The following is a 22,483-nucleotide window of genomic DNA, read 5'->3' on the forward strand; positions in this document are numbered from 1 at the left end:
TGAATCCCCGATTTCCAATTCCTACACTATGCCGCAACTCGATTTCGCCCGCCTGAATGAACCGCACTACTGGCTATGCAACGCCCATGTTCCCCGGCCGCTGCTGCCTGATTCGCTGGTGTTGCCTGAGTCGGCGGGCATTCTGGCGCAGGATAACCTGGCGCAGGTGGATCTGGAAATTTTAGATGGCGCAATTCGCAGGATTTGCCCCAGTGCGGATGCGGCGGGTGAGGCAGGAGGAGAACCCGTGCCGACGGTTGACCTGAAGGGCGGCATGGTGTGGGCTGGGCTGGTCGATTTGCATACGCATCTGGATAAGGGGCACGTTTGGGGGCGATCGCCCAACTATTCTGCAACCTTTGAGGAAGCGCTGGAGACGATCCGCGCAGATGCCAGCAAACACTGGGATGCAGAGGATGTCTATCGCCGCATGGAGTTTGGGCTAAAGTGCAGCTATGCCCACGGCACGACTGCCCTCCGCACCCATATAGATTCCTTTGGCGACCAAGCGGCGGTGAGTTGGAGCGTGTTTAATGCGCTTCAGCAAGACTGGAGCGATCGCCTCGCGCTAAAAGCCGTTTCCCTGGTAACACTGGACTATTACCAAACTCCAGAGGGCGAAATCTTGGCCGATCTAGTTGCCGAGATGGGCGGCATTCTGGGCGGCGTGACGGAAATGGGCCCCCATTTGGAAGCCCAGCTTGATCGCCTGTTTACCCTGGCCATTGATCGGGGCCTCGACATCGATCTGCACACCGACGAAAGCGGCGACCCCAACGACATTACCCTGCGCTACGTGGCCGAGGCCGCCCTGCGCCGCGATTTTCGCGGGCAGATTGTCTGCGGCCACTGTTGCAGCCTGGCCGTGCAGTCTGACGACGAAGCCCAGAAAACCATCGATCTGGTGAAAGCTGCCCGCATCGGCGTGGTCAGCCTGCCCATGTGCAATCTGTATCTGCAAGACCGAAATCAGCGCTCGGCCCTCAGGGGGCAGGTGGCGGCGGCTCACCCAGGCACTCACCCACCCGCCCTGCGACAGACACCCACCCGCACCCCCCGCTGGCGCGGCATTACGCTGCTGCACGAACTGAAACATGCGGGCGTTCCGGTGGCGATCGCCAGCGACAACTGCCGCGATCCGTTCTATGGCTTTGGCGACCACGACGGGCTGGAGGTGTTCACCCAGGGCGTACGGATTGCCCAGCTCGATGCGCCCTATGGCGACTGGAGCCGGGTCGTGACGACCACACCGGCCGACCTGATGGGCCTGCCCACCGTGGGCCGCATTGCGCCAGGGCTACCCGCCGATCTGATTCTCTGCGCGGCTCGCTACTTCAGCGAACTGCTGGCCCGTCCCCAAGGCGATCGCACGGTATTGCGCCAGGGCAAACCTATCGACACAACCCTGCCCGACTACGCAGAGCTAGACGATCTGCTGCTGAAGTAGCGCTGAACTAGATTGCCCAGGGCAGCACTAACACCGGAACTGACGCAGTGGACTGGTTTCCCGCGAGTACCGCCTGCAAGCTGCGAACCATACTTCTGATTTAGGACTTACGCAGTTGGACGATTTCTGGCAAGTGCGTAAGTCCTGTGATTTTTCAATACTAAAAACTTATCGCCTGGGGAAAGGGCTTGCCTGTAGTAGAGGGGGATACAGTTCTCAGCCGTCTGTCCGTCTTAGCATCGGCTAGGATCTCGACCGCTCAAGCACCTACAGGTTTTTCCTTCAAATTCCTATGACTGCCATTTTCACCCTGCCTCGGGATTGCACCTTCAGCCCTTCTGATTGGGAAGTGCTTGCCCCATTTTGGTATCCCGTTGCCTTTGCCCACGACGTTACCGATAAGCCCGTGGGGGTGCGCCTGCTCGACGAGCGGCTAGTGCTTTACCGGGCGGGCGACGGCGGCGTAATAGCAGCAAAAGACCTCTGCCTGCATCGCGGCGCTCCCCTCAGCATGGGCTGGGTTGAAGATGGCGAACTGGTCTGCGCCTACCACGGCGTTCGGTATACCCAGGACGGCCAATGCGTCTGCATTCCGGCTGCCCCCGATGCCGCAATTCCCAAGCGTCTCCGCCTCACGACCTACCCGGTGCGAGAGCAGTACGGACTGATCTGGGTACGGCTGGTGGACAATGGCCCGGTTCCCTTTCCCGAATTTGATGCGTGGGATAACCCCGACTACATCCAGATCATTCCCGATTCGGTTTATCTAGATGCGGCGGCGGGTCGTCAAATCGAGGGCTTTCTGGATGTCAGCCACTTTGCCTTTGTCCACAAAGACTCCTTTGGGGAGCGGGATAATCCTGAAGTGCCCGACTATCCCGTGACCTTCACCGAGGGCGGATTTACGGCGGACTACGTGAGTTCCGTCAGCAATCTGCCCCACGGCTACAAACACCTCAGCCCGCCAGGGTTTCAGTGGCGGCGGCTGTTTCAGGCCTGGCTGCCGTTCACGGTCAAGCTCTCGGTCACATTCCCCAACGGAATGCTGCATATTCTGAATGCGGCCAGCCCCATTTCAGCCCGCAAGACCCGCGTATTTTCGCCCCTCTGCCGCAACTTTGATAAAGACGCGCCTCTGGAAGAAACGCTGGCCTTCAACCACCAGGTTTTTGGCGAAGATAAGGAAATTGTCGAGGAACTCTGGCCTGAGGATTTGCCGATTAACCTGGCGGATGAAGTCCACATCGCGGGCGACAAAAGCTCCATTACCTACCGCAAGCTGCTGGCCAAGCTGGGACTGGGGCGATCGTTTACGAGCTAATTGATTCGCAAATGCACTTGCGTAAATCGCGCTAAATCGCGCAAGTCAGATCGCCGGCCCGCTGGCTGAAGCGGAGGTTTTCGCTATAGTCGATGGGGCAATCGATGATGGCAGGTACGTCTTGCGCTAGGGCTTCCTTGAGCGTAGGGATAAAGTCGGTAGTGGCGGAGATACGATAGCCTTTCAGCCCCATACTTTCCGCTAGTTTCACAAAGTCGGGATTGGTGAACTTGATAAACGCCGACTCGCCGAAGTGGTTGTGCTGCTTCCATTCGATCAGCCCGTAGCCGCCATCGTTGAAGATAATGGTGACGAACGGCGTGCCGATGCGGAGCGCGGTTTCTAGCTCCTGATTGTTCATCATGAAGCCGCCATCCCCCGTCACGGCGACCACCTTGCGGTTTGGGGCGACCAGCTTGGCGGCGATCGCCCCTGGTATAGCAATCCCCATTGCCGCGAAACCGTTGGAGATAATGCAGGTGTTGGGGCGATCGCAGTGATAGTGTCTCGCCATCCACATCTTGTGCGCTCCCACGTCCGAAATGACGATATCTTCTGGCCCCATCACCGTTCGCAGATCATAGATTAATTTTTGTGGCTTGACGGGAAAGCTATCGTCCTTGGCGTGCTCCTCATAGTCAGCCAAGATATCTTTTCGCAGGTGAATGGCGTAGGGTTCGGGCTTGTCTTGGCGATCGCTCCGCCGCAGAATTTCCTCTAGCGAATCGGAGATATCGCCAATCACTTCTGCCAGCGGAATATAGCTGCTGTCGATTTCCGCAGGGGTGGCGTTGATGTGAATAATCGGGATCTCCCCCGTCGGATTCCAGCGCTTGGGCGAATACTCGATCAGGTCGTAGCCGATGGCAATCACCAGGTCAGTATTGTCAAACCCGCAGCTAATGAAGTCACGCTGCTGCAAGCCCACCGTCCACAGGGCCAGGCGATCGGTGTAGGGAATCACGCCCTTGCCCATGAAGGTATTGGCGACGGGAATATTGAGCGATCGCGCAAAGTGGGTCACCGCATCACTGGCATGGGAGCGAATTGCGCCATTCCCCACCAGGATGATGGGATTCTGGGCTTGCGAAATGGCAGCGGCCGCCCGTTCAATGCTGTTGAACGATGCATACACTTTTTCGATCGCCTCTTTTCGCAGTGGCGTTCCCTCCACCGTCATTGCCGCGATATTTTCCGGGAGGTCAATGTGTACGGCACCGGGTTTTTCGCTTTGTGCAATCTTGAACGCCTTGCGGACAATTTCTGGGGTAATGCTTGGTCGCACGATTTGCGCGTTCCATTTCGTGACGGGTGAAAACATGGCGACCAGATCGAGATACTGATGCGATTCAATATGCATCCGATCCGTACCCACTTGTCCGGTAATGGCCACCAGCGGCGCACGGTCTAGATTGGCATCCGCTACGCCCGTCATCAGGTTCGTCGCGCCGGGCCCCAGCGTAGACAAACACACGCCCGCCTTGCCCGTCAGCCGCCCATACACATCCGCCATAAACGCCGCACCCTGTTCATGTCGCGTGGTGATGAAGCGGATTGACGAGTGCTTCAGCGCCTCCAAGACATGCAGGTTTTCCTCACCTGGCAAACCAAAGATGTATTCCACACCTTCGTTTTCCAGACATTTCACAAGCAGTTCGGCGGTGTTGAGAGAGGTCATGCGAGAGGTCATACGGGTTTCCTGTAGGTTGATAGGTTGAGGGACTGGATGCGGATGCGAATCAGAAAAAGGCCATGAGGCGTGTTATTGGGCGGGTAGGTATTTAGAGAACTTAGAGAATTAGAGAACTAATTCGTCCCCTTACTTAACCCAGACAGTTTTGACGTTGACGAATTCCAGAATGCCTTCGCGGCCGAGTTCGCGGCCATAGCCAGAGCGCTTGATGCCACCAAAAGGCAGGCGCGGATCCGATTTCACCATGCCGTTGAGGAAGACGCTGCCTGCTTCCAGTTCTGCGATGAGGCGATCGCCCTCTTCAGGAATTTGCGTCCAGGCGCTCGCACCCAGCCCAAAGGGGGTGCTGTTAGCAAGACGAATGGCAGCCTCCAGGTCGGGCACACGGAAGACCGTGGCGACGGGGCCAAAGATTTCTTCCTGGGCAATGGGGGCATCGGGCGGCACATCGACGATAATCGTCGGCGGGTAAAAATTGCCCTGGCTCAGTTTGGCATCAGCTTTGGTGGGCACGTCATCCGGGTCGCCGCCGATCAGCACCCTGCCGCCCGCCTCGATGCAGGCTTCTACTTGGTGGTGAACTTCGTGCAAAATGGCAGGCGTGGCCAGCGGCCCAATCTGGGTTTCGGGCAAAAGCGGATTGCCAATTTTCAGGGCTTTGTATTTCTCGACTAAGGCATTGAGAAACGCATCGGCGATCGCCTCTTGTACGATAAAGCGCTTGGCCGCAATGCAGGACTGACCATTGTTAATCATGCGGGCCGTCACAGCAGTAGACACGGCTAAGTCTAGATCAGCGCTGGCCATGACGACGAACGGATCGCTGCCGCCCAGCTCCAGCACGGTTTTCTTGAGAGACTTCCCCGCAGTAGAGGCGAGGCTGGCTCCGGCGGGTTCGCTGCCCGTCAGCGTGGCGGCCTTGATGCGATCGTCCGCAACGATTTGCGCTACCTTATCCGCGCCAATCAGCAGCGTTTGAAAGGCCCCTTTGGGAAAACCGCCCCGTTCTAAAATGTCCTGAATTGCCAGGGCCGACTGGGGCACGTTGGAGGCATGTTTCAGCAGACCGACGTTGCCCGCCATCAGCGCCGGAGCCGCAAACCGAAACACCTGCCAGAAGGGAAAATTCCACGGCATCACCGCCAGCACAATCCCCAGCGGCTGATACATGACGTAGCTACGGCTGGCATCGGTTTCGATGGGCACGGGCGCGAGGAATTTCTCGGCGTTTTCGGCATAAAAGCGGCAGACCCAGGCGGATTTTTCCACTTCGGCAACCGACGGGCCGATGGGCTTGCCCATCTCCAGGGTCATTAATTTGCCAAATTCTGCTTTTTCCTGTTCTAGAATTTCGGCAGCGGCGTAGAGCCACTGGGCCCGCTGGGCCAAGGGGGTGTGGCGATAAGACTCGAACATGTGTTGGGCTGCGTCGATGGCGCGGGCGATCGCCCCATCGGTCAGTGCGTCAAATGTTTGTAGCGTTTCGCCAGTCGCCGGGTTTACTGTAGCGATTCCCATGACTAAACCTCCTTTCATTGCAAGGAGCGGACGCGCAAGCGCCTTAACCTTCTCAACTCTAACGTGCTGATTTTGCAAGGCTCGACGGAATTGTCTCAACTTGTTGCGATTTGGTGACAGGGCGATCGCCCCTTCCAGCCGCTTGCTCAGCGCCGAACCCTGCCCAGATCCCTAGCTCAACCGGGCTTCTTCCTTTCTAGTCTTCCAAGAAAAATCGGCGGTAGACGCAGAACGTTGGAAATATTGACAAAGTGTGACGAATTTAACAATTTGAGCCGCGCCAGTCGATCGTTCTAGTCACAGCCTAAAGCCAGCGCAGAAATCCATAGAAAAAATGCTTTTCTTGGCAACCTTGTAATAGACTAGAGTCTATAAGAATTCGGAATGATCTTGTCCTATCGACGTATCCCTTCATCTGCGCTCTTGACCGCGCTTTCTTTACGAGGAGGCTCTTGTGATTCACGCGACGCTGCATCAGCTCAAGGTCTTTGAGGCAACGGCCCGGCACGGCAGCTTTACGCGGGCGGCGGAGGAGCTATTTCTGACCCAGCCCACCGTGTCCATGCAGGTAAAGCAGCTAACCAAGGCAATCGGCCTGCCCCTGTTCGAGCAAGTCGGCAAACGACTGTTTTTGACCGATGCAGGACGGGAGCTATTTTCCACCTGTCAGGAGATTTTTGGCAAGCTGGAACAGTTGGAAATGAGCATTGCCGACCTGAAAGGCATGAAGCAGGGCCGGCTGCGGCTAGCGGTCATCACGACGGCAAAATACTTTCTGCCGCGCCTGCTCGGCCCCTTTTGCCAAAAATATCCCGGCGTCGATATTTCCCTCACGGTCACCAACCATGAACGTGTGATCGAGCGCCTGGGCAACAACCAGGACGACCTCTACGTGATGAGCCAGTTGCCGGAAAATCTGGACATCGTGGCCCACCCGTTTTTGGATAACCCGCTGGTGGTGATTGGCCCCAAAACCCATCCCCTGGCAAAAGAAAAGAACATTTCCCTAGAGCGGCTGGCAGAAGAAACTTTCATTATGCGGGAGCCGGGATCGGGCACACGCCGCGCCTTTCAGAAGTTGCTGGATGACCACGACCTGTCGGTGCGGGTGCGGCTGGAATTGGGCAGCAATGAGGCCATTAAGCAGGCGATCGCCGGAGGGCTGGGGCTGGCAGTTCTGTCGTCGCACACCATCGCTCACGACGGCTCGATGGGCGAACTGATGGCCTTCGATGTCGAAGGTTTCCCAATTCCCCGCAAGTGGTACGTCGTCCACCTGTCGGGCAAGCAGCTTTCGGTCGTCGCCTCCACCTTCCTCGACTACCTGCAAGTCGCCGCCGCCCAAATGGAAGAAACAGGCGTAATTCCCACGCTAGTTTAGGCTTCCTGCACCTGCCGTTTAGCCTCATCAGCCTCTCTGCGAACTGGATAAACGGCGTAGTTTTCACGCTAGTTTAGGCTTCTTGCACCTGCCCAGTTTCCAAGCATCAGCCTTCTTAAGCAGCGGGTCAACCTGCAAACTTGCCCAGCCCCAAACCCAATCCAGGGTCTAAATCCAAAATCTAAAATCCAAAATCTAAAATCCCCACCCCAAAATCCCACGCAACGCCCACCCCGGATTAAAATCAAGCTTGCTCTTCATCTCCCCTGGTGCGTATGGCGGACATTTTGGATGGCAAGGCGCTGGCTCAAACACTTCAGACAGACCTGGCGCAGCAAATCGCAAAGATCAAAGCGGCAGGAGGGCGATCGCCCGGTCTAGCCGTCCTCATGGTGGGCGACAACCCCGCCAGCGCCGCCTACGTCCGCAACAAAGAACGCGCCTGCGAGAAACTGGGCATGGTGTCCTTGGGCAAGCATTTTCCCGCCAATACGACTCAAGCAGAACTGTCGCAGGTCATCGACGAACTCAACCACGATGATCGCGTAGACGGCATCCTGGTGCAGCTTCCTCTGCCCGATCACCTGGATTCCGTCGCCCTGCTCAACCAAATTCACCCCGACAAAGATGCCGACGGGCTGCACCCCATGAACTTGGGTCGCTTGGTGCGCGGCGAAGTGGGGCTACAAAGCTGCACCCCCGCAGGCGTGATGAAGCTGCTGGAGGAATATCACATCGACCCCAGGGGCAAACATGCTGTCGTCATCGGGCGCAGCATCCTGGTCGGCAAGCCCCTCGGCCTGATGCTGCTAGCCCAAGATGCCACCGTCACGATGGCCCATTCCCGCACCCCCGACCTGCCTGCTGTTGCCCGCTCTGCCGATATCCTGGTCGCCGCCGTGGGCCGCCCCAACCTGATCACTGCCGATATGGTGAAGCCCGGAGCCGTTGTGATTGATGTGGGCATCAACCGCATCACCGACGACGGCGGCGGCCGTTTGGTGGGCGACGTAGACTTTGCATCGGTCAAAGACGTGGCCTCCTGGATCACGCCCGTCCCCGGCGGCGTTGGGCCGATGACCGTAACGATGCTGATGGCAAATACGGTGTGGAGTTATTTAAGGAGAGTGGCGGGGTGACGGACGGAAAAAACGAAAAACGGAACTTCTTCGTTCTTCGTTCTTCTCTCTTCGTTCTTCTCTTTTCCCTTACACCAACACTCCATCACCCCTATCCCCTGACCCCTGACCCCTAATCCTTGGCCCCTAATCTGTACATTCCGACCCTCATCCGGGGTACATTGGATTGCGTCTAGATTAATGTGCTAGATCCGTTCAGTTGGCCGAAGATTGGCCAATTTATCACCCTGACTGAGGGCAGAATTCCAGGAAATTGGCATGGTGGCGACTCAAGTTTTTGATTTATCGGGTTATTTGGCAGAACGACAGGCGATCGTAGAAGCGGCGCTGGATCAATCCCTTCCGGTGGTCTATCCCGAAACGATCTACGAGTCGATGCGCTATTCCCTGATGGCGGGGGGCAAGCGGCTGCGGCCGATTTTGTGCCTGGCGACTTGCGAGATGTTGGGCGGCACGGTAGAAATGGCGCTGCCGACGGCCTGTGCGCTAGAGATGATTCATACCATGTCGCTGATTCACGATGATCTGCCTGCGATGGACAACGACGACTATCGCCGGGGCAAACTCACGAATCATAAGGTTTACGGCGAGGACATCGCGATTCTGGCGGGCGATGGCCTTTTGACCTATGCATTTGAATACATTGCTGCAAGAACGACGGGCGTGCCGAGCGATCGCACGCTTCAGGTGATTGTCCACCTCAGTCGGGCAGTCGGCGCGGCGGGTCTGGTGGGCGGACAGGTTGTAGATCTGGAGTCGGAAGGGAAGCCGGACGTGACCCTGGAAACGCTGACCTGGATTCATCGCCACAAGACCGGGGCGCTGCTAGAAGCATCGGTCGTCTGTGGGGCGATCCTGGCAGGCGCTTCGGCAGAAGATCAGCAGCGGCTATCTAGATATTCGCAAGATATTGGGCTGGCGTTCCAGATTGTGGATGACGTGCTGGATTTGACCGCTACGCCGGAGGAATTGGGGAAATCTGTTGGCAAAGACCTACAGGCTCAAAAGGCAACTTATCCCAGTTTTTGGGACATTGAAGAATCGAAGCGGCAGGCGGCGCAACTGATCGCCAGCGCCAAGGCAGAACTGTCTCCCTATGGCACTCGTGCCCAGCCGCTTTTGGCGATCGCCGACTATATCACTGCCCGAACGCACTAGGGGGAGCAACCTCATGCAGGATTTTGGTCAGGTCTTTCAAAACGTCGTGCTGTGGGTTGCAGTAGCGGCCTGCCTCATTGCCCAAGTGCTGAAGCTAATCGTGGAACTGGCCCGTAACGGCAAGGTCAGCTTTCGCACGGTTGTCAACACGGGCGGAATGCCCAGCGCCCATTCTGCATTCGTCACGGCGCTCGCCTGTGGCGTGGGGCAATCTTCCGGCTGGGAGAGTCCTGAGTTTGCGGTGGCGGTGGTGTTTGCCATTATCGTTATGTACGACGCGGCAGGGGTGCGGCAGGCGGCAGGCAAGCAGGCCCGCGTGCTGAACAAAATCGTGGGCGAGTTTTTTGAAGATGCCGAATTTCACGAAGAGCGGCTCAAGGAACTGCTCGGACACACGCCCGTTCAGGTGATTGCGGGCTGTGCCCTGGGCGTTGTGGTCTCCTGGCTGGCGGCAAAAGCCTATTGAATCCTGCTGATTCTTGATTTTGGATCTGCGATTTTGGATTCTGGATTTGCGATTTTGGACTGCCTGTCAAGTATTTGCAGGGTTTCCAGCAATTGCATTTACAGCGCCACTAAATTTGTAGTGCCAATAATTTGTAGTGCCACTAAAGCGCCACTAAAGCACCACTAACTCATAGCGCTACTAACTTGTAGCGCCCCTAATCGTAACTCCACTAACTGATAACGCCTAACGCTACTGAAGAGAGTTGAGGCTATCCGCCGACCGGCCGGAGTCCTGCAATTTGGCGACCATCGACAATCAGGGTGACAAAGCCGCGATCGCTCAAGTCTCGTAGCAATCCAGCGGCGATCGCCCAGTCGTTGGTGCTGGTTACCAGCAGATGCGGGCGCTGGTCGTAGGTGACAACCGTGACGCGGCGACCCGTGACCTGCTGCACCTGATCCAGCAAATCCAGGCGATTGTAATGATTCACCAGCACGGCGTAGCTGATGGGGCCTGGCTGCGGCGTGGGGTTGGGCGCAGTGGCCACGGTGGTAAAGGCACGATAGCCAAACGCTCGATTCAGGTAATCCGCCCAGTCGCGGGCCAGAGCAGGCGTAGCAAAGCCGCCAATGCGGGTGACGTTTAGCCCCAAATAATCGCAAACCGTCAGGCTGGCGTTGCGTGGCACGACAGACCGCAGTTGCTCCAGCGTGTTGGGGGTCTGATTTAGCACCATCACCAGCGTTTCGCTAGACTGGGGCGGCAGGCAGGCGGGCAGTCCTTGGGCGATTCGCGAAGCAATCCCTATGGGAATCGCCCCCGACGGCACTAGACGAGCCTGCGCCCAAGCCCCCGCACTGGCATTGCCCAAAATTGCTAAACTGCATAGCGCCGCCGTTCCCCAGCCCCAATCCCGCATAACCCGCTCAATCCTTACGCTGCAACGCTAATCTACTACAGCAGCATAGCCCGCTCCAACCGGATTTTTTTAAACTAAGCCTGCTTCATTGCCTGCTTTATCTCCGTGCAGATAAATCTTTTTCTCCCGTTTGCCCATGCTTCCCCTCACGCTCATCATCGGCAACAAAAACTACTCCTCTTGGTCTTTGCGGCCGTGGCTGGCGATGCACCAAATGGCCGTGCCCTTTACCGAAATTCGGCTACCGCTAGATACGCCAGAGTTTCACGCGCAGATCGAGCGCTACTCGCCATCGCGGCGGGTTCCTGCGCTGCGGCAGGGCGATTGGGTCATTTGGGAATCGCTGGCGATTTGTGAGTATGTTGCAGAACTGTTTCCCGATCGCCCTTGGTATCCCGCCGATCCTCAGGTGAGGGCGATCGCCCGCGCAGTGAGCCACGAAATGCACGCTGGCTTTGCCAAACTGCGGACTCATATGCCGATGGACGTGCGATCGCGCTATCCAGGCAAAGGCCGCGCTCCAGGCGTGCAGGCTGATATCGACCGCATCACATCCCTGTGGCGCGAATGCCGCAGCACCTACGGCAGCGGGGGTGAGTTTCCGTTTGGTGGCTTCGGCATTGCCGATGCAATGTATGCCCCGGTAGTATCGCGCTTTGTCACCTATGGAGTGGCGCTTGACCCGGTATGCCAAGCCTATGCCGATGCCGTGTGGGCGCTGCCGAGTATGCAGGCATGGATTACAGACGCTCAACAAGAAACAGAAGTCCTGACTCACCCATAAGCAGCACGCAACAGAGATGACTCCTTCGCTAGGATGAGGCAGTGTAGAACCCCAGACAGGGCGTTTCATCTCCAGGGCGGACTAAAATCATAAGCAAATCTGATATTCTTCAGGGATTCTTCGATTGACGACTTATAATTTTGACTGTTACTGTAAAGAAAAAGTTAAAGAAAACATAGACTCCTTCATACTTATGGTTGCCCAACGGGTCACCCGATCTGGGCGCTTGACCTCCATTCAAGGACTCTTCGCAATGCGATCGCTCTCCGGACTCACCCTCTTCTGCGACTTTGACGGCCCCATCATCGACGTTTCCGACCGCTACTACGAAACGTATCTCCTGGGTCTGTCAGATGTGCAAACCCTGTATCAAACTCGCGGCATTACGGTGCCTGTGCATCGCCTCAGCAAGGCCCAGTTCTGGGACATGAAGCAAAACCGCGTGCCCGATGTAGAAATTGCCCTGCGATCGGGGCTGCGGGGCGACCAGATCGAGGTGTTCCTCAAGCGCGTGGTGGAAATTGTGAACCGTCCCGACTTGCTGCAAAAAGACACTCTCCAGCCAGGGGCGCGGTGGGCACTGTCCCTGCTGCGGGCACAGGGGGCGCGGCTGGTGTTGGTGACGCTGCGCTGCCGCGACCAGGCAACGCAAGTTTTGGAAAGCCACGGACTGCTTGACCTGTTCAACGGCATTTGGGGAATGCAGGATGCGGGCGCGGCCTACGCAAACCAGGCAGAACACAAGACGGGGCTATTGGCAGAGGCGATCGCCACGATGGGCAGCGGCTCCACGGCTTGGATGGTGGGCGACACCGAAGCAGACGTGATCGCCGGACAAGCTGCGGGCATTGCCACAATCGCCCTCACCTGCGGCATTCGCAGTCAGTCCTACCTGAAAAAGTTTGAACCCACCCGTCTGCACAGCGACCTGCTTTCTGCGGTTCACTACCTGGTCTATCAGAGCGAAAACTGCTCGATGTCGGTCGCCTAGAGCATTGGAGCAGACCTTCGCGGGCAGTCCTTCATGGGCCTTCACGGGTAGTTCCTCACGGGCGATCCCTCCGCAGGGAACTTCAGGCACAGCATTGGCGCAGAATTTCGCTAGGATCGACTTGGCTGCGTATCTTTACCTAACGAACCATGTCTCTCGACAATCTGCGCGATCTCTACCAGCAGGTCATCCTGGAGCGCTACAAAAAGCCACGCTATAAGGGCAAAACCGACCCTATTGACCGCTACCAGAAGGGGCACAATCCGTCTTGCGGCGATACGATCGAACTCACGCTCCACCTAGAGGACGATCCGCAGGGTGATCCTTCGGTGAAGCGCATTTCAGACGTGAAATTTGAAGGGGAAGGCTGCGCGATTTCCATGGCCTCGGCCGATCTGATGGCCGAAGCACTGCGCGGCAAGACCACAGACGAAGCGCTGGAGATGGTGCAAAAGTTTCAAGCCATGATGCGCGGCGAGGCCGAGTTTCCCGCCGATCTCCGCAAGCTCAACGTCATGCAGGGCGTTGCCCAATTTCCCGTGCGGATCAAGTGCGCGAACCTCTCCTGGCATACGCTAAAAGCCGCACTGGAAGCCGCTCAGAGCGAACAGCCCGAATTTGTCAGCAACGAGGCCGAGGGCTAAGGGAACTGAGGAAGGCACGGCTAATCTTCTAGCGGGCGATCGCCCGCTGGGTGAAGCTGCAAAAGTTTAAGCAAGCCCAGTGGCAGCATAAGCTCGACCACTACTTCTTGCAGTGCAAAACGCAGCTTGATCAGGTGATTTACTCGCTGATTCGGACTCAGGATGCCGACCTGACCAACGAGCTATATTTTCGTCTGCTAGAAGGTGAGCAGTCTTTCGCAGAACTGGCCGCGCAATATTCCCAGGGACCGGAGGCGGCAAAAGGCGGGCTGGTTGGCCCGGTAGAAATCGGCGCTTATTATCCCAGCTTTGCCCATGTCTTGACGACCCACGCACCGGGCGACCTGCTTACGCCGCTGCCGTTAGAAGATTGCGTGGTGATCATTCGCATCGAGCAAAAGATTCCCGCCCGATTTGACGAAGCGACGCAGCAGCGCCTGCTGGATGAACTGTTTGCTGCGTGGATGGATGCAGAACTGCGGGCCAGCTAGATACTTTACCGGATCGCCCTGGGAGCGCTTTTGGAACGGAATGGGAGCGCCTGCTTCGATAGCTTAGAAACAGAGCAGGGGAGATACCCGACTCAACTCAAACTTAAGTAAGCCACACCATATCTTATCACCTTATCAAAGGAAGCGCCATGCTGATCAAACTCTCATACTTTTTGCAAAGCGTGCTACTGACGGGCGCACTGATGACCACGGCGATCGCCCCGCCCAGCCCAAGCCTGACAACCGCAATTCAGATTGCTCAAGATTGCGTGGCATTCGGTGGTACTTATCATACTTTGGCTGCGGGGCACTGGATTTGTTTGTATCCGACTCCCGATCAGACCGGAGCGCTGGGACTGTATTGCAATGTCGTGCAGACGTGCGATCGCCTGATGGAGACTCGCCGCCCAGACCACACCGCCAGCCCGTTGTGGGAACCTATGGTTCCAACTGAACGCATTGATGACGGAACGATGACGGAATAATGACGGAACGATTTCACGATTCATTTTGCCATTCGCTTATCCAACCTGCTGTAGCGAGTGAGAGGCGCTCTGCGGAGTCGCCACCCCTCGGCTCGTTACAACACACCCCTACAAACCTTGAGGATACTTCCATGACGACGCTACAACCAATTGAGCAATCCCGATGCGACTCGCCCGAACTCGACCTGCCCCGATTCGACCCAGCTAAAGCCGAAGCTTTTGCCGAAACCCTGGTGGGCACGCTGAACAGCGGCGCACTGGCGCTGATGATTTCCATCGGACATCGGACTGAACTGTTTGACACTCTGGCAGAACTGCCGCCCGCCACCAGCCAGCAAATTGCTGATGCAGCGGGGCTGAACGAGCGCTATGTGCGGGAGTGGCTGGGCGCAATGGTGACGGGTCGCGTGGTGGACTATGACTCGGTTACTCAGACCTATAGCCTACCTGCGGAACACGCTGCATTTCTGACGCGGGCCGCCGGATCAGACAATATTGCCGTTTTCGCGCAATATATTCCCCTGCTGGGCGCTGTTGAGGATGCGGTGCTGGAATGCTTCTATAAAGGCGGCGGCGTTCCCTATTCTGCTTACAAGCGCTTTCATGCCGTCATGGCCGAAGACAGCGCACAGAGCGTAGTGTCGGCGCTGTTTGACCATGTGCTGCCGCTGGTGCCAGGGCTGATGGAGGATCTGGAGCGCGGCATCGACGTGCTGGATGTGGGCTGTGGCAGCGGTCGCGCTCTGATCCGCATGGCGCAGGCATATCCCAATAGCCGCTTTACTGGATATGACTTTTCTCCGGAGGCGATCGCCATTGCGAATGCAGCCGCACAGCGATATCTCCTGTCAAACATCCAGTTTCAAGTACAGGATGCGGCACAGATCGATGAGAGCGATCGCTACGATCTGATTACCACCTTTGATGCAATTCATGATCAGGCGCACCCCGACCGGGTTCTCCACAATATTCACCGTGCGCTTCGTTCGACGGGCACGTACCTGATGCAGGATATTCACGCCGCTACGGACGTGGGTGGGAATCTAGAGCATCCAGTGGGAATACTGCTGTATACCATCTCTTGCCTACACTGCATGTCCGTTTCTCTTGCCTATGGCGGCATAGGTTTGGGCGCAATGTGGGGACAGGATCAGGCCCTGCAAATGCTGGCAGAGGCCGGATTTGAAACGGTGGAAATCAAGCGACTGGCGCACGACTTCCAGAACGACTACTACATCGTTCGCAAGTAGGTTCCTAGTTTGCAAGTAAGTTCCTAATTCCTCACTCTTATGTGTACCCTTTGCTCGATGGCGGCACGGTTTCAGCGTGCTGATGGAGAGGCTTTGTCTCGGTTCAACGTGGCTCAGTTTTCAGCAGCATTGCACCCTTCGCAAAACGGACGCAGTGCTGCTGAAGCCCTCCCTAAACCAGAAGCCTCCTCCAAACGCGCAAGCACGCGATTCTCCCAGCCAATTTACGCATCTAAAACCATCCTGCTCTCGCCCTTGAAAGCCCAATCTGGAGATAGTCAACCATGAAACTTTACCTGCTAAATGTCCAGTCCTACGAACATCTGCTGAACGCAACCAGGACTGCCAAACGGCAAACAAACGCGCACCGCTGGCTGAAGACAGTTGGGCGGGCGATCGCCCAGACCTTTTCCCACAGCCATGATCCCAAGATATGTAAGATCTGTACCGTTGAGACACGCGCTGGGCAAACAATCTGGCAAGTTTACGATCCAATCACCAACCACAGAATCCGGTTCGATATCGAAGCCGAGGTGCGAATTTGGTTGGATCAGCGCTTCCGGACTTAGCCCCTGCACGAGATGGTGTTCTTGCAACGTGCGATCGCACTGCCCCCAATCGCGCAGATTGAAAAATCTCAAGACTAGGACAATGCTCGCAAAGAATTGACTACCATCGATTCTAGCCACTTTAAGAACACCCAAATCTCCACACGGGTTGCGTAGCTGTCTGCATCGTTCTACATCATTCTGCATCATTATTCCACATCATTAGGACTTACGCAGTTGGACGATTTCTCGTGGGTGCAGCCCACGAGAAATCGTCCAAAACCCAGACAACTTATCGCAAGTGCGTAAGTCCTGATCATTTTGGATCAAGTCATCTCTTCAGGTCTTTAGAACTTCGGAGGCAAGTTCGATGAACCGGATCAAACTCTTTCGCGCCATGCTGTTTGTTGCAACGCTCATTCTTGCACTGAGCTTTCCTGTCCACGGAACGGGTGCAGGAACGGCGATCGCCCATACAGAACACCTCATCCAGGAACCAATCGCAATCGCCCCCCCATCCCCCACGGCTCCCCTATTTGACAATTTGGGCAATCACCATCATCCCGTGTCTACCCGCAATCCCCTGGCACAGCGCTATTTTGACCAGGGACTCATTCTGGCCTACGGATTCAACCATGCCGAGGCGCTGCGATCCTTTCAGCAGGCTGCCGAACTCGACCCCACCTGCGCCCTCTGCTACTGGGGCATGGCCTACGTGCTGGGGCCCAATATCAACGCCGCGATGGAAGATAGCGACGTGCCGACGGCCTGGGCGGCTATTCAAAAAGCCGTGCAACTGGGGGGCAATGCGAGCGATCGCGAACGCGCCTATATCCACGCCCTCGCCACCCGCTATGCGCCAGAACCCGTAGAAGACCGCACCGAACTCAACCGGGCCTATGCCAACGCCATGCGCGATGTGGCGCAGCGCTATCCCAATGACCCAGACGCGGGCACGCTGTTTGCCGAAGCGCTGATGGACACGACTCCCTGGGACTATTGGGACGAGTCGGGCAATCCCACCGATGCAGGCGCAGAAATTATCGCCACGCTGGAATCGGTGCTGGAGCGGTTCCCCAACCACGTCGGCGCATTGCACCTCTACATTCACGCAGTGGAGGCGCAGCGGCCAGAACTGGCAGCCGACGTAGCAGATCGCCTGCGGGATTTGAATATCCAAACCAGCCACCTGCTCCACATGCCTGCTCACATCTACCTGCGGGTGGGGCGCTATCACGATGCGGTGGTGGCCAATCAGCAGGCTACTGCCAACGACCGGGAATATACCCAGGCGCATCACCCCGACGGCATTTTCCGCATTGCCTACATGCCACACAATCACCATTTCCTCTGGTATGCGGCGATGATGGCTGGTCAGCGGCGAGAGGCGGTGGAGGCGGCGCGAAACACGGCCCATCTAGTGGAGCGATCGCTCTGGAAAGAACCGGGTTACGGTACGCTGCAACACTACGCCGTGATTCCGCTCTATACCTACGTCAAGTTTGGCCTGTGGGATGACATTCTGGCAGAACCCAAGCCAGAGGCGGATCTGGTCTATCCAACGGGCGTGTGGCACTTTGCACGAGGCATGGCGCTGGCCGCGAAGGGCGAGGGGCAAGCAGCCGCGCAAGAACTGAAAGCACTGAAGGCGATCGCCGCTGACCCAGCCCTGGACGGGGTGACCATTTGGGACATCAACTCGACGGCAGATTTGCTGAAGATTGGCGTGGAGGTGCTGTCGGGCGAACTGGCCGCCAAGCGGGGCGATGTTTACGGGGCGATCGCCCATCTAGAAGCGGGCGTGGCGCTACAAGACCAGCTCAACTATGACGAACCCGCGCCCTGGTATTCGCCCGTGCGCCAAAACCTGGGAGCGATGCTACTGCAAGCGGGCCGCCCTGCGGAGGCAGAGCAGGTGTTCCGCGATGACCTGGCGATTTATCCCAACAACGGCTGGTCGCTCTATGGCCTGGCGCAAAGCCTGGAGGCTCAGGGCAAAACAGACGAAGCCCGACAGGCCCGCGCCCAGTTTCGCTCGGCATGGCAACACGCTGATGTGACGCTGACCGCTGCCCGGTTCTAGCTGGATTTGCGATTTTAGATTCGTGATTTTGGATTCGTGATTTTGGATGCCTGGTCAAGCCTCTGCGAGGCTTATGGCCCTTGCACACGCAGCGCCCCTTCAGAAGACTGCCACCTGGAAGCTGCCATCTGGAAACTGCCATCTGGAGGAAGTGCAAGGGCAGCTTTGGGAACCGCTAACGGGTTGCGCCGATCAGGTTGGAGGACTTGATTTCTCTGGCGGGAATGCCCACTACCGTCGCACCGGGGCGAATGTCTTTCGTGACTACGGCATTGGCTCCGATGCGAGCGCGATCGCCAATCGTCACCGGCCGGATAATCTTTGCGCCCGCGCCAATATCCACCCCGTTGCCCACCTTCACCCCTGCCACCAGCGTCACTTGCTGCAAAATCAGGCAGTTTGCACCCACCTCTGCATCGGGATGAATAATCACGCCGTTGGGATGCGTCAGCAGCAGCCCACCACCCAGCTTGCAGGTGAGGTGAATTTCCGAAGCAGACACCACGCTCCAAAAGCGGTAGTGCAGCACAGCGACCTTGCTGCCCAATAGCCCCAGCAATCCACCGCGTCGCTTCCAGGTTTGATAGCGACGAATAGAGCGCAAAAGCTGCCGACCGGGGTCCCACCAGCGTTTTAGCTGCTCTCGACTCCAGTCGGGCTGGGCAATGGTTAACTCTGCATCCCTGAATTCGTTCCTGAATTCGTCCATGAATTGAACGGTTCCCCTTGACGCAACGTTCTGGTAGCGGCTGGCGAGCGATCGCCGATCGAGGGTAGCTCCCCTCAGCATCCGTTGACGCTCCCTTACAGCGTAGAAACACTGAGACGCAAAGATACTACCACAGTTCAATCGGGGGAACCGTTTTCCCTGCAACTCCTGTGCAACGACCTTTTCCCAAGAACAGCTGCTATTCCGCCAGTTGTTTGAAGATATCCTGCATTTTAGGAATGCCCTGCGCGTCAAAGCTAATGGAGTTGGTATTGAGTGCAGCCATTTGGGGTCGTTTTCCTAGTCTGCTGTGGATTTGGCTGGATGGGGGAAATAGCGGAAGAGAGTTTGCCGATTGGGTGTTGCAGAGCGACCACTAGATTTTGCGCGTGGTGCGTCGCCCTCAGCAGACTAAAGGTAGAGATGTATCCACGATGTATCAACAATCGGCATCAACAATCGGCAATTGATTCAGTGAGGGCGATCACCTGCTCAGAAAGCACAGAGGGCGATCGCCCTTCCATCAGTGCGTCAGTCTTTCCTCATCGGCGGACAGGCACATAGGGTAGACTGTTGCCCTGCTCTTGTCCCAGTTTTTTTCCTGAGGTTTCTTTGCAAGCCTGGATCTCTATTGCTTGACTTATTGAGAATTTATATCAATAATAAGATAGCAGTTCATGCCTAACTCTCGACTGGGCGTGACCTGCCTACCCAGGCACATTGCTCGATTTCACAAGCCCCACGAAGGTTAAACAGCCCATGAGCCAGTGTCTTTGCTGCAATGCAAGCCTATTGCGCCATTTTCGTAGTTCAGGGATGTATTGGTTTTGTCCCAGTTGCCGACAAGAAATGCCGAGCTTTGCCCCAGCCGTTGAGAATCCTGCCCAAGGTGCGCGATCGCCCCGCACCATAGGGTGTGAAACAGGTGCAAGCTCATTGAGCAGAGTTCCATAGCAGAACCGCTTGAACAGGCAGTTGCCTGCTGAATCGTTCGACCCCAGCCTGCATATCTTTGACCCCAACCATGCTAAGAGCTAATTTATGAAGCAAATCTTAAGAAGCCTGAAACTCTTGGCATGTGTGGCTTTGAGGTCATGTTTGCCCAGGAAAAGCGGTTTCTCGGAAATCCTTGATTAACAAGGCTTTCAGGCTCCTTTACAAATTAGCTCTAAAGCTTAATCCGGCTACCAAGCGCTCATTCAAACGTCGGGAGTCCCTCCCCGCCTACCCGCAGCACCTTTGGCTGATAGAAAGCGGTGCGGTGCGAGCCTATACGCTGATGGAAGACGGCACGATTGTCGGTTTGGGATTTTGGGGAGTAGGCGATCAGGTTGGACAACATCTGACCTGCATTCAGCCCTATGAGTTGGAGTGTCTGACTGAGGTGCAAGCCAGGGCGATCGCCCTAGATGACTGCGTGGACTTGTCTCAGACGCTGCTTTCCCATCTTTATCAAGCACAAGAGTTAGTTGGCATTCGCAGTGGACAAGTTCCCCTAAGGCTTCAGCGTCTGCTAGAGTGGCTCTCAAATCAATTTGGAGAAACACACGAGCAAGGGAAACTAATTAATCTGCGACTGACCCATCAAGACATAGCCGATGCACTGGGCACAACGCGGGTAACGGTGACTCGCTTACTCAATCAGTTTGAGCGAGAGCGTCGAATTTGCTGGATAGAGCAGTATCTCCTGCTGCCCCAGAGTAGCCATAGCCATACGTAAAGATAAGCCAGTTGCCTCAAAATAGCCTCGAATCATGATGACTTAGGAGTGTTGAAAAGCAGTGCTATCACCAAACATGATCAATCGCTTGAATGAGCAAATCAACCTGGAAATGTTTTCTTCTCATCTCTATCTACAGATGAGTTCCTGGTGTGCCTACAGAGCATTGGACGGCTGTGCATCATTTCTCAATCAGCACGCTGATGAAGAAATGATGCACATGCGTCGCCTCATTACCTATCTTCAAGAAACGGGCGCGTTGGCGATTCTTGGAAGTATGGAAGCCCCTGCTCATGACTTTCAATCGTTGACTGAGATGTTTGAGAAGATTTATGCTCATGAGCAATTCATCACGAGTAAAATCAACGACTTGGTGCATCTGGCTAATACTGAACCTGACTATCCAACGCTACAGTTCTTGCAATGGTATGTTGCGGAGCAACATCAAGAAGAATTTTTATTCAAGAGCATCTTAGATAAGATTCATCTGATTGGTACTGAAGGACAGGGATTGTTCTTTATCGATCGAGAAATTGGCGGTTTGGCAGCTGCGGCAACTTCTGCGGCAACTTCAGAGCCTGCGCGTGCATAAAGACCTGAAAACCTGGCTGCCTGACACATCTCGCTGACACATCTCTGGGAACTCCTGATTTTCTCTGGGAACTCCTGATTTCTCGTAGGAGACGCTGGCCCAAAAGCCTCTTCGACCAAGCCTTCCGGCTCCAGATCAGAGGCTATGGGCTTCGACTCCCAGACGACATATTTTCAGGGCTTTTGGGACTTGTAAGTAGATAGACCAGATTAAAAAAACAGATCCCGAACCCTGTGCCGCCCGCTGCGCGGGCGGCACAGGGTATTTGGGTTTTATATTTGTATTTGGGTTTTATATTTATTAATGTCCACCTACTTATCAGGCAACTAGGCTCTAGCGACAGCGCAAGGACTCATAGACCTGCTGCGCCGTCTTTTTCGCATCCTGCCCAATTGCCATCAAGATAATCGAGTGGTTTTGCCCGTCTAGCTCAATAGTGGCTTCATAGCGAATGGCGGGAACTGGACGAGGCGAGTCTATCAGCAGCGCCCGGCCTGATTCGATGTTAATCACAGTGGGCACCTCGCAGAGAAATCCGGGCTGGTCACGGCTGGTGGTGGGCTGAAATTCGCCTTGGATTTCGTAGGAAATAGACACACCGGGCAGCGACAGCAGGCTAAAGTCAGACTCGCCGTTTGTGTGGTTCATTCGAGAGCGGGCGCTGAGGGGGGCACGGGCGATTAGCAGTTCAACCCGCGTGCGATCGCCCGGATGGGTTTGTGATGCATCTGCTAATCCCATTGGAACGCTGGAAGATCGATTAGAAGACCCATCGGGTGGCACAGAAGGGTCCACGCTTGATGGCACAGTGGGCTGAACGCTGGATAGCACGTTAGACGATTCAGCAGGCGGCGCATTTGTTACCACGCCCATCTTGACGCTGCCAATGTTGATGCCAAATAGTCCATGCACCTGTCCGGGAATGCGATAGTCCATGATGCTGCGGGCGATCGCCTCGGCCCGCGCCGGATCAGTCGCATTGCGAATCGCCTTATCGCCCAGCCCCACGATGCCGCCCAAAATTACCAGCAGCCCGCCCAGGGCGATCGCCCCACCTTCGCGCAGGCTCATCCGGTAGTCCGTTGGAGAAGTGGGTTCGTTCATCGGGGCACAGGCATCGGATCACGGGCATTTGGGCACGGGCATCGGGGCACGGGCATCG

At 56.2% G+C, this 22,483-nt stretch carries 21 protein-coding genes; 15 read left to right on the forward strand and 6 right to left on the reverse strand.

From position 1 onward, the window contains the following. Nucleotides 1-28 precede the first annotated feature (28 nt). Nucleotides 29-1,447 carry a cytosine deaminase gene (locus JTM80_RS21265; RefSeq protein ID WP_172353383.1) on the forward strand — a complete coding sequence of 473 codons (1,419 nt, stop codon included), beginning with the start codon at nucleotides 29-31 and terminating at the stop codon, nucleotides 1,445-1,447. A gap of 292 nt (nucleotides 1,448-1,739) precedes the next feature. Further along, nucleotides 1,740-2,768, forward strand: coding sequence for an aromatic ring-hydroxylating dioxygenase subunit alpha (locus JTM80_RS21270; protein WP_172353384.1), 1,029 nt, complete (start codon nucleotides 1,740-1,742; stop codon nucleotides 2,766-2,768). Between the two features lie 31 nt (nucleotides 2,769-2,799). Here JTM80_RS21270 and JTM80_RS21275 read toward each other — a convergent pair whose 3' ends face one another. Together JTM80_RS21275 and JTM80_RS21280 are read right to left on the reverse strand one after the other, a co-directional pair. Beyond that, a complete protein-coding gene (locus JTM80_RS21275; protein ID WP_205371494.1) occupies nucleotides 2,800-4,446 on the reverse strand; it encodes an acetolactate synthase large subunit in 1,647 nt (548 codons plus the stop codon). A 141-nt stretch (nucleotides 4,447-4,587) separates the two neighbouring features. Next, nucleotides 4,588-5,979 (reverse strand): NAD-dependent succinate-semialdehyde dehydrogenase, encoded by a 1,392-nt coding sequence (locus tag JTM80_RS21280; protein WP_172353385.1) that lies wholly within the window; start codon nucleotides 5,977-5,979, stop codon nucleotides 4,588-4,590. 454 nt (nucleotides 5,980-6,433) lie between these two features. Between JTM80_RS21280 and JTM80_RS21285 the strand changes: the two genes are divergently transcribed. From JTM80_RS21285 to JTM80_RS21300, 4 genes are all read left to right on the forward strand, one after another. Beyond that, nucleotides 6,434-7,360, forward strand: coding sequence for a LysR family transcriptional regulator (locus JTM80_RS21285; protein WP_172353386.1), 927 nt, complete (start codon nucleotides 6,434-6,436; stop codon nucleotides 7,358-7,360). Nucleotides 7,361-7,635: 275 nt separating this feature from the next. Continuing rightward, nucleotides 7,636-8,499 carry a bifunctional methylenetetrahydrofolate dehydrogenase/methenyltetrahydrofolate cyclohydrolase FolD gene (gene folD / locus JTM80_RS21290; protein ID WP_172353387.1) on the forward strand — a complete coding sequence of 288 codons (864 nt, stop codon included), beginning with the start codon at nucleotides 7,636-7,638 and terminating at the stop codon, nucleotides 8,497-8,499. Between the two features lie 258 nt (nucleotides 8,500-8,757). Next, the gene (gene crtE, locus JTM80_RS21295) at nucleotides 8,758-9,657 is read left to right on the forward strand and encodes a geranylgeranyl diphosphate synthase CrtE (protein ID WP_172353388.1); all 900 of its coding nucleotides are present in this window, start codon (nucleotides 8,758-8,760) and stop codon (nucleotides 9,655-9,657) included. A 13-nt stretch (nucleotides 9,658-9,670) separates the two neighbouring features. Next, nucleotides 9,671-10,123 (forward strand): divergent PAP2 family protein, encoded by a 453-nt coding sequence (locus tag JTM80_RS21300; protein ID WP_172353389.1) that lies wholly within the window; start codon nucleotides 9,671-9,673, stop codon nucleotides 10,121-10,123. A gap of 250 nt (nucleotides 10,124-10,373) precedes the next feature. Here JTM80_RS21300 and JTM80_RS21305 read toward each other — a convergent pair whose 3' ends face one another. After that, nucleotides 10,374-11,024 (reverse strand): hypothetical protein, encoded by a 651-nt coding sequence (locus tag JTM80_RS21305; RefSeq protein WP_205370261.1) that lies wholly within the window; start codon nucleotides 11,022-11,024, stop codon nucleotides 10,374-10,376. Between the two features lie 136 nt (nucleotides 11,025-11,160). Here JTM80_RS21305 and JTM80_RS21310 point away from each other — a divergent pair, with 136 nt between their 5' ends. From JTM80_RS21310 to JTM80_RS21335, 6 genes are all read left to right on the forward strand, one after another. Further along, nucleotides 11,161-11,808: a glutathione S-transferase family protein gene (locus JTM80_RS21310; protein ID WP_172353391.1), complete on the forward strand. Its 648-nt coding sequence runs from the start codon at nucleotides 11,161-11,163 to the stop codon at nucleotides 11,806-11,808. Between the two features lie 226 nt (nucleotides 11,809-12,034). Next, entirely contained in the window at nucleotides 12,035-12,799 is a 765-nt protein-coding gene (locus JTM80_RS21315) for an HAD family hydrolase (RefSeq protein WP_225906701.1), read from the forward strand. Nucleotides 12,800-12,948: 149 nt separating this feature from the next. Beyond that, nucleotides 12,949-13,443, forward strand: a complete 495-nt coding sequence (gene sufU, locus JTM80_RS21320; protein ID WP_172353393.1) for a Fe-S cluster assembly sulfur transfer protein SufU — start codon at nucleotides 12,949-12,951, stop codon at nucleotides 13,441-13,443. 50 nt (nucleotides 13,444-13,493) lie between these two features. Beyond that, on the forward strand, nucleotides 13,494-13,934 hold the full coding sequence (locus JTM80_RS21325; RefSeq protein ID WP_172353394.1) for a peptidylprolyl isomerase: 441 nt from the start codon (nucleotides 13,494-13,496) through the stop codon (nucleotides 13,932-13,934). 149 nt (nucleotides 13,935-14,083) lie between these two features. Then, nucleotides 14,084-14,419: a hypothetical protein gene (locus JTM80_RS21330; RefSeq protein ID WP_172353395.1), complete on the forward strand. Its 336-nt coding sequence runs from the start codon at nucleotides 14,084-14,086 to the stop codon at nucleotides 14,417-14,419. A 131-nt stretch (nucleotides 14,420-14,550) separates the two neighbouring features. Next, a complete protein-coding gene (locus JTM80_RS21335) occupies nucleotides 14,551-15,669 on the forward strand; it encodes a class I SAM-dependent methyltransferase (RefSeq protein WP_172353396.1) in 1,119 nt (372 codons plus the stop codon). 299 nt (nucleotides 15,670-15,968) lie between these two features. On the opposite strand, the gene JTM80_RS23265 is transcribed toward JTM80_RS21335, so the two are convergent. Beyond that, complete coding sequence (locus JTM80_RS23265) at nucleotides 15,969-16,091, reverse strand: hypothetical protein (RefSeq protein WP_255548835.1); 123 nt, start codon at nucleotides 16,089-16,091, stop codon at nucleotides 15,969-15,971. Nucleotides 16,092-16,587: 496 nt separating this feature from the next. On the opposite strand from JTM80_RS23265, the gene JTM80_RS21340 reads away from it, so the two are divergent. After that, the gene (locus JTM80_RS21340; RefSeq protein WP_172353397.1) at nucleotides 16,588-18,300 is read left to right on the forward strand and encodes a tetratricopeptide repeat protein; all 1,713 of its coding nucleotides are present in this window, start codon (nucleotides 16,588-16,590) and stop codon (nucleotides 18,298-18,300) included. A 175-nt stretch (nucleotides 18,301-18,475) separates the two neighbouring features. Here JTM80_RS21340 and JTM80_RS23370 read toward each other — a convergent pair whose 3' ends face one another. Continuing rightward, entirely contained in the window at nucleotides 18,476-19,009 is a 534-nt protein-coding gene (locus JTM80_RS23370) for a serine O-acetyltransferase (protein WP_172358714.1), read from the reverse strand. 1,261 nt (nucleotides 19,010-20,270) lie between these two features. Here JTM80_RS23370 and JTM80_RS21350 point away from each other — a divergent pair. Together JTM80_RS21350 and ftnA are read left to right on the forward strand one after the other, a co-directional pair. Beyond that, complete coding sequence (locus tag JTM80_RS21350; protein WP_205370262.1) at nucleotides 20,271-20,729, forward strand: Crp/Fnr family transcriptional regulator; 459 nt, start codon at nucleotides 20,271-20,273, stop codon at nucleotides 20,727-20,729. Between the two features lie 61 nt (nucleotides 20,730-20,790). Continuing rightward, nucleotides 20,791-21,321 (forward strand): non-heme ferritin, encoded by a 531-nt coding sequence (ftnA, locus tag JTM80_RS21355; protein ID WP_172353399.1) that lies wholly within the window; start codon nucleotides 20,791-20,793, stop codon nucleotides 21,319-21,321. Nucleotides 21,322-21,654: 333 nt separating this feature from the next. Here the strand turns inward: ftnA and JTM80_RS21360 are convergent, their stop codons facing one another. Beyond that, nucleotides 21,655-22,425: a hypothetical protein gene (locus JTM80_RS21360; protein ID WP_172353400.1), complete on the reverse strand. Its 771-nt coding sequence runs from the start codon at nucleotides 22,423-22,425 to the stop codon at nucleotides 21,655-21,657. Nucleotides 22,426-22,483 lie beyond the last annotated feature (58 nt).

The organism is Thermoleptolyngbya sp. PKUAC-SCTB121 (assembly GCF_016919485.1).
GTDB lineage: Bacteria > Cyanobacteriota > Cyanobacteriia > Elainellales > Elainellaceae > Thermoleptolyngbya > Thermoleptolyngbya sichuanensis.

Bases quoted from the DNA above. Each gene is read 5' to 3' on its own strand.
- JTM80_RS21305 (WP_205370261.1), bottom strand. From the start codon at position 11,024: ATGCGGGATTGGGGCTGGGGAACGGCGGCGCTATGCAGTTTAGCAATT.
- JTM80_RS23370 (WP_172358714.1), bottom strand. From the start codon at position 19,009: ATGGACGAATTCAGGAACGAATTCAGGGATGCAGAGTTAACCATTGCC.
- crtE (WP_172353388.1), top strand. From the start codon at position 8,758: ATGGTGGCGACTCAAGTTTTTGATTTATCGGGTTATTTGGCAGAACGA.
- JTM80_RS21270 (WP_172353384.1), top strand. From the start codon at position 1,740: ATGACTGCCATTTTCACCCTGCCTCGGGATTGCACCTTCAGCCCTTCT.
- folD (WP_172353387.1), top strand. From the start codon at position 7,636: ATGGCGGACATTTTGGATGGCAAGGCGCTGGCTCAAACACTTCAGACA.
- JTM80_RS21360 (WP_172353400.1), bottom strand. From the start codon at position 22,425: ATGAACGAACCCACTTCTCCAACGGACTACCGGATGAGCCTGCGCGAA.
- JTM80_RS21310 (WP_172353391.1), top strand. From the start codon at position 11,161: ATGCTTCCCCTCACGCTCATCATCGGCAACAAAAACTACTCCTCTTGG.
- sufU (WP_172353393.1), top strand. From the start codon at position 12,949: ATGTCTCTCGACAATCTGCGCGATCTCTACCAGCAGGTCATCCTGGAG.
- JTM80_RS21280 (WP_172353385.1), bottom strand. From the start codon at position 5,979: ATGGGAATCGCTACAGTAAACCCGGCGACTGGCGAAACGCTACAAACA.
- JTM80_RS21275 (WP_205371494.1), bottom strand. From the start codon at position 4,446: ATGACCTCTCTCAACACCGCCGAACTGCTTGTGAAATGTCTGGAAAAC.
- JTM80_RS21340 (WP_172353397.1), top strand. From the start codon at position 16,588: ATGAACCGGATCAAACTCTTTCGCGCCATGCTGTTTGTTGCAACGCTC.
- JTM80_RS21335 (WP_172353396.1), top strand. From the start codon at position 14,551: ATGACGACGCTACAACCAATTGAGCAATCCCGATGCGACTCGCCCGAA.
- JTM80_RS21330 (WP_172353395.1), top strand. From the start codon at position 14,084: ATGCTGATCAAACTCTCATACTTTTTGCAAAGCGTGCTACTGACGGGC.
- JTM80_RS23265 (WP_255548835.1), bottom strand. From the start codon at position 16,091: ATGGCTGTGGGAAAAGGTCTGGGCGATCGCCCGCCCAACTGTCTTCAG.
- JTM80_RS21265 (WP_172353383.1), top strand. From the start codon at position 29: ATGCCGCAACTCGATTTCGCCCGCCTGAATGAACCGCACTACTGGCTA.
- JTM80_RS21300 (WP_172353389.1), top strand. From the start codon at position 9,671: ATGCAGGATTTTGGTCAGGTCTTTCAAAACGTCGTGCTGTGGGTTGCA.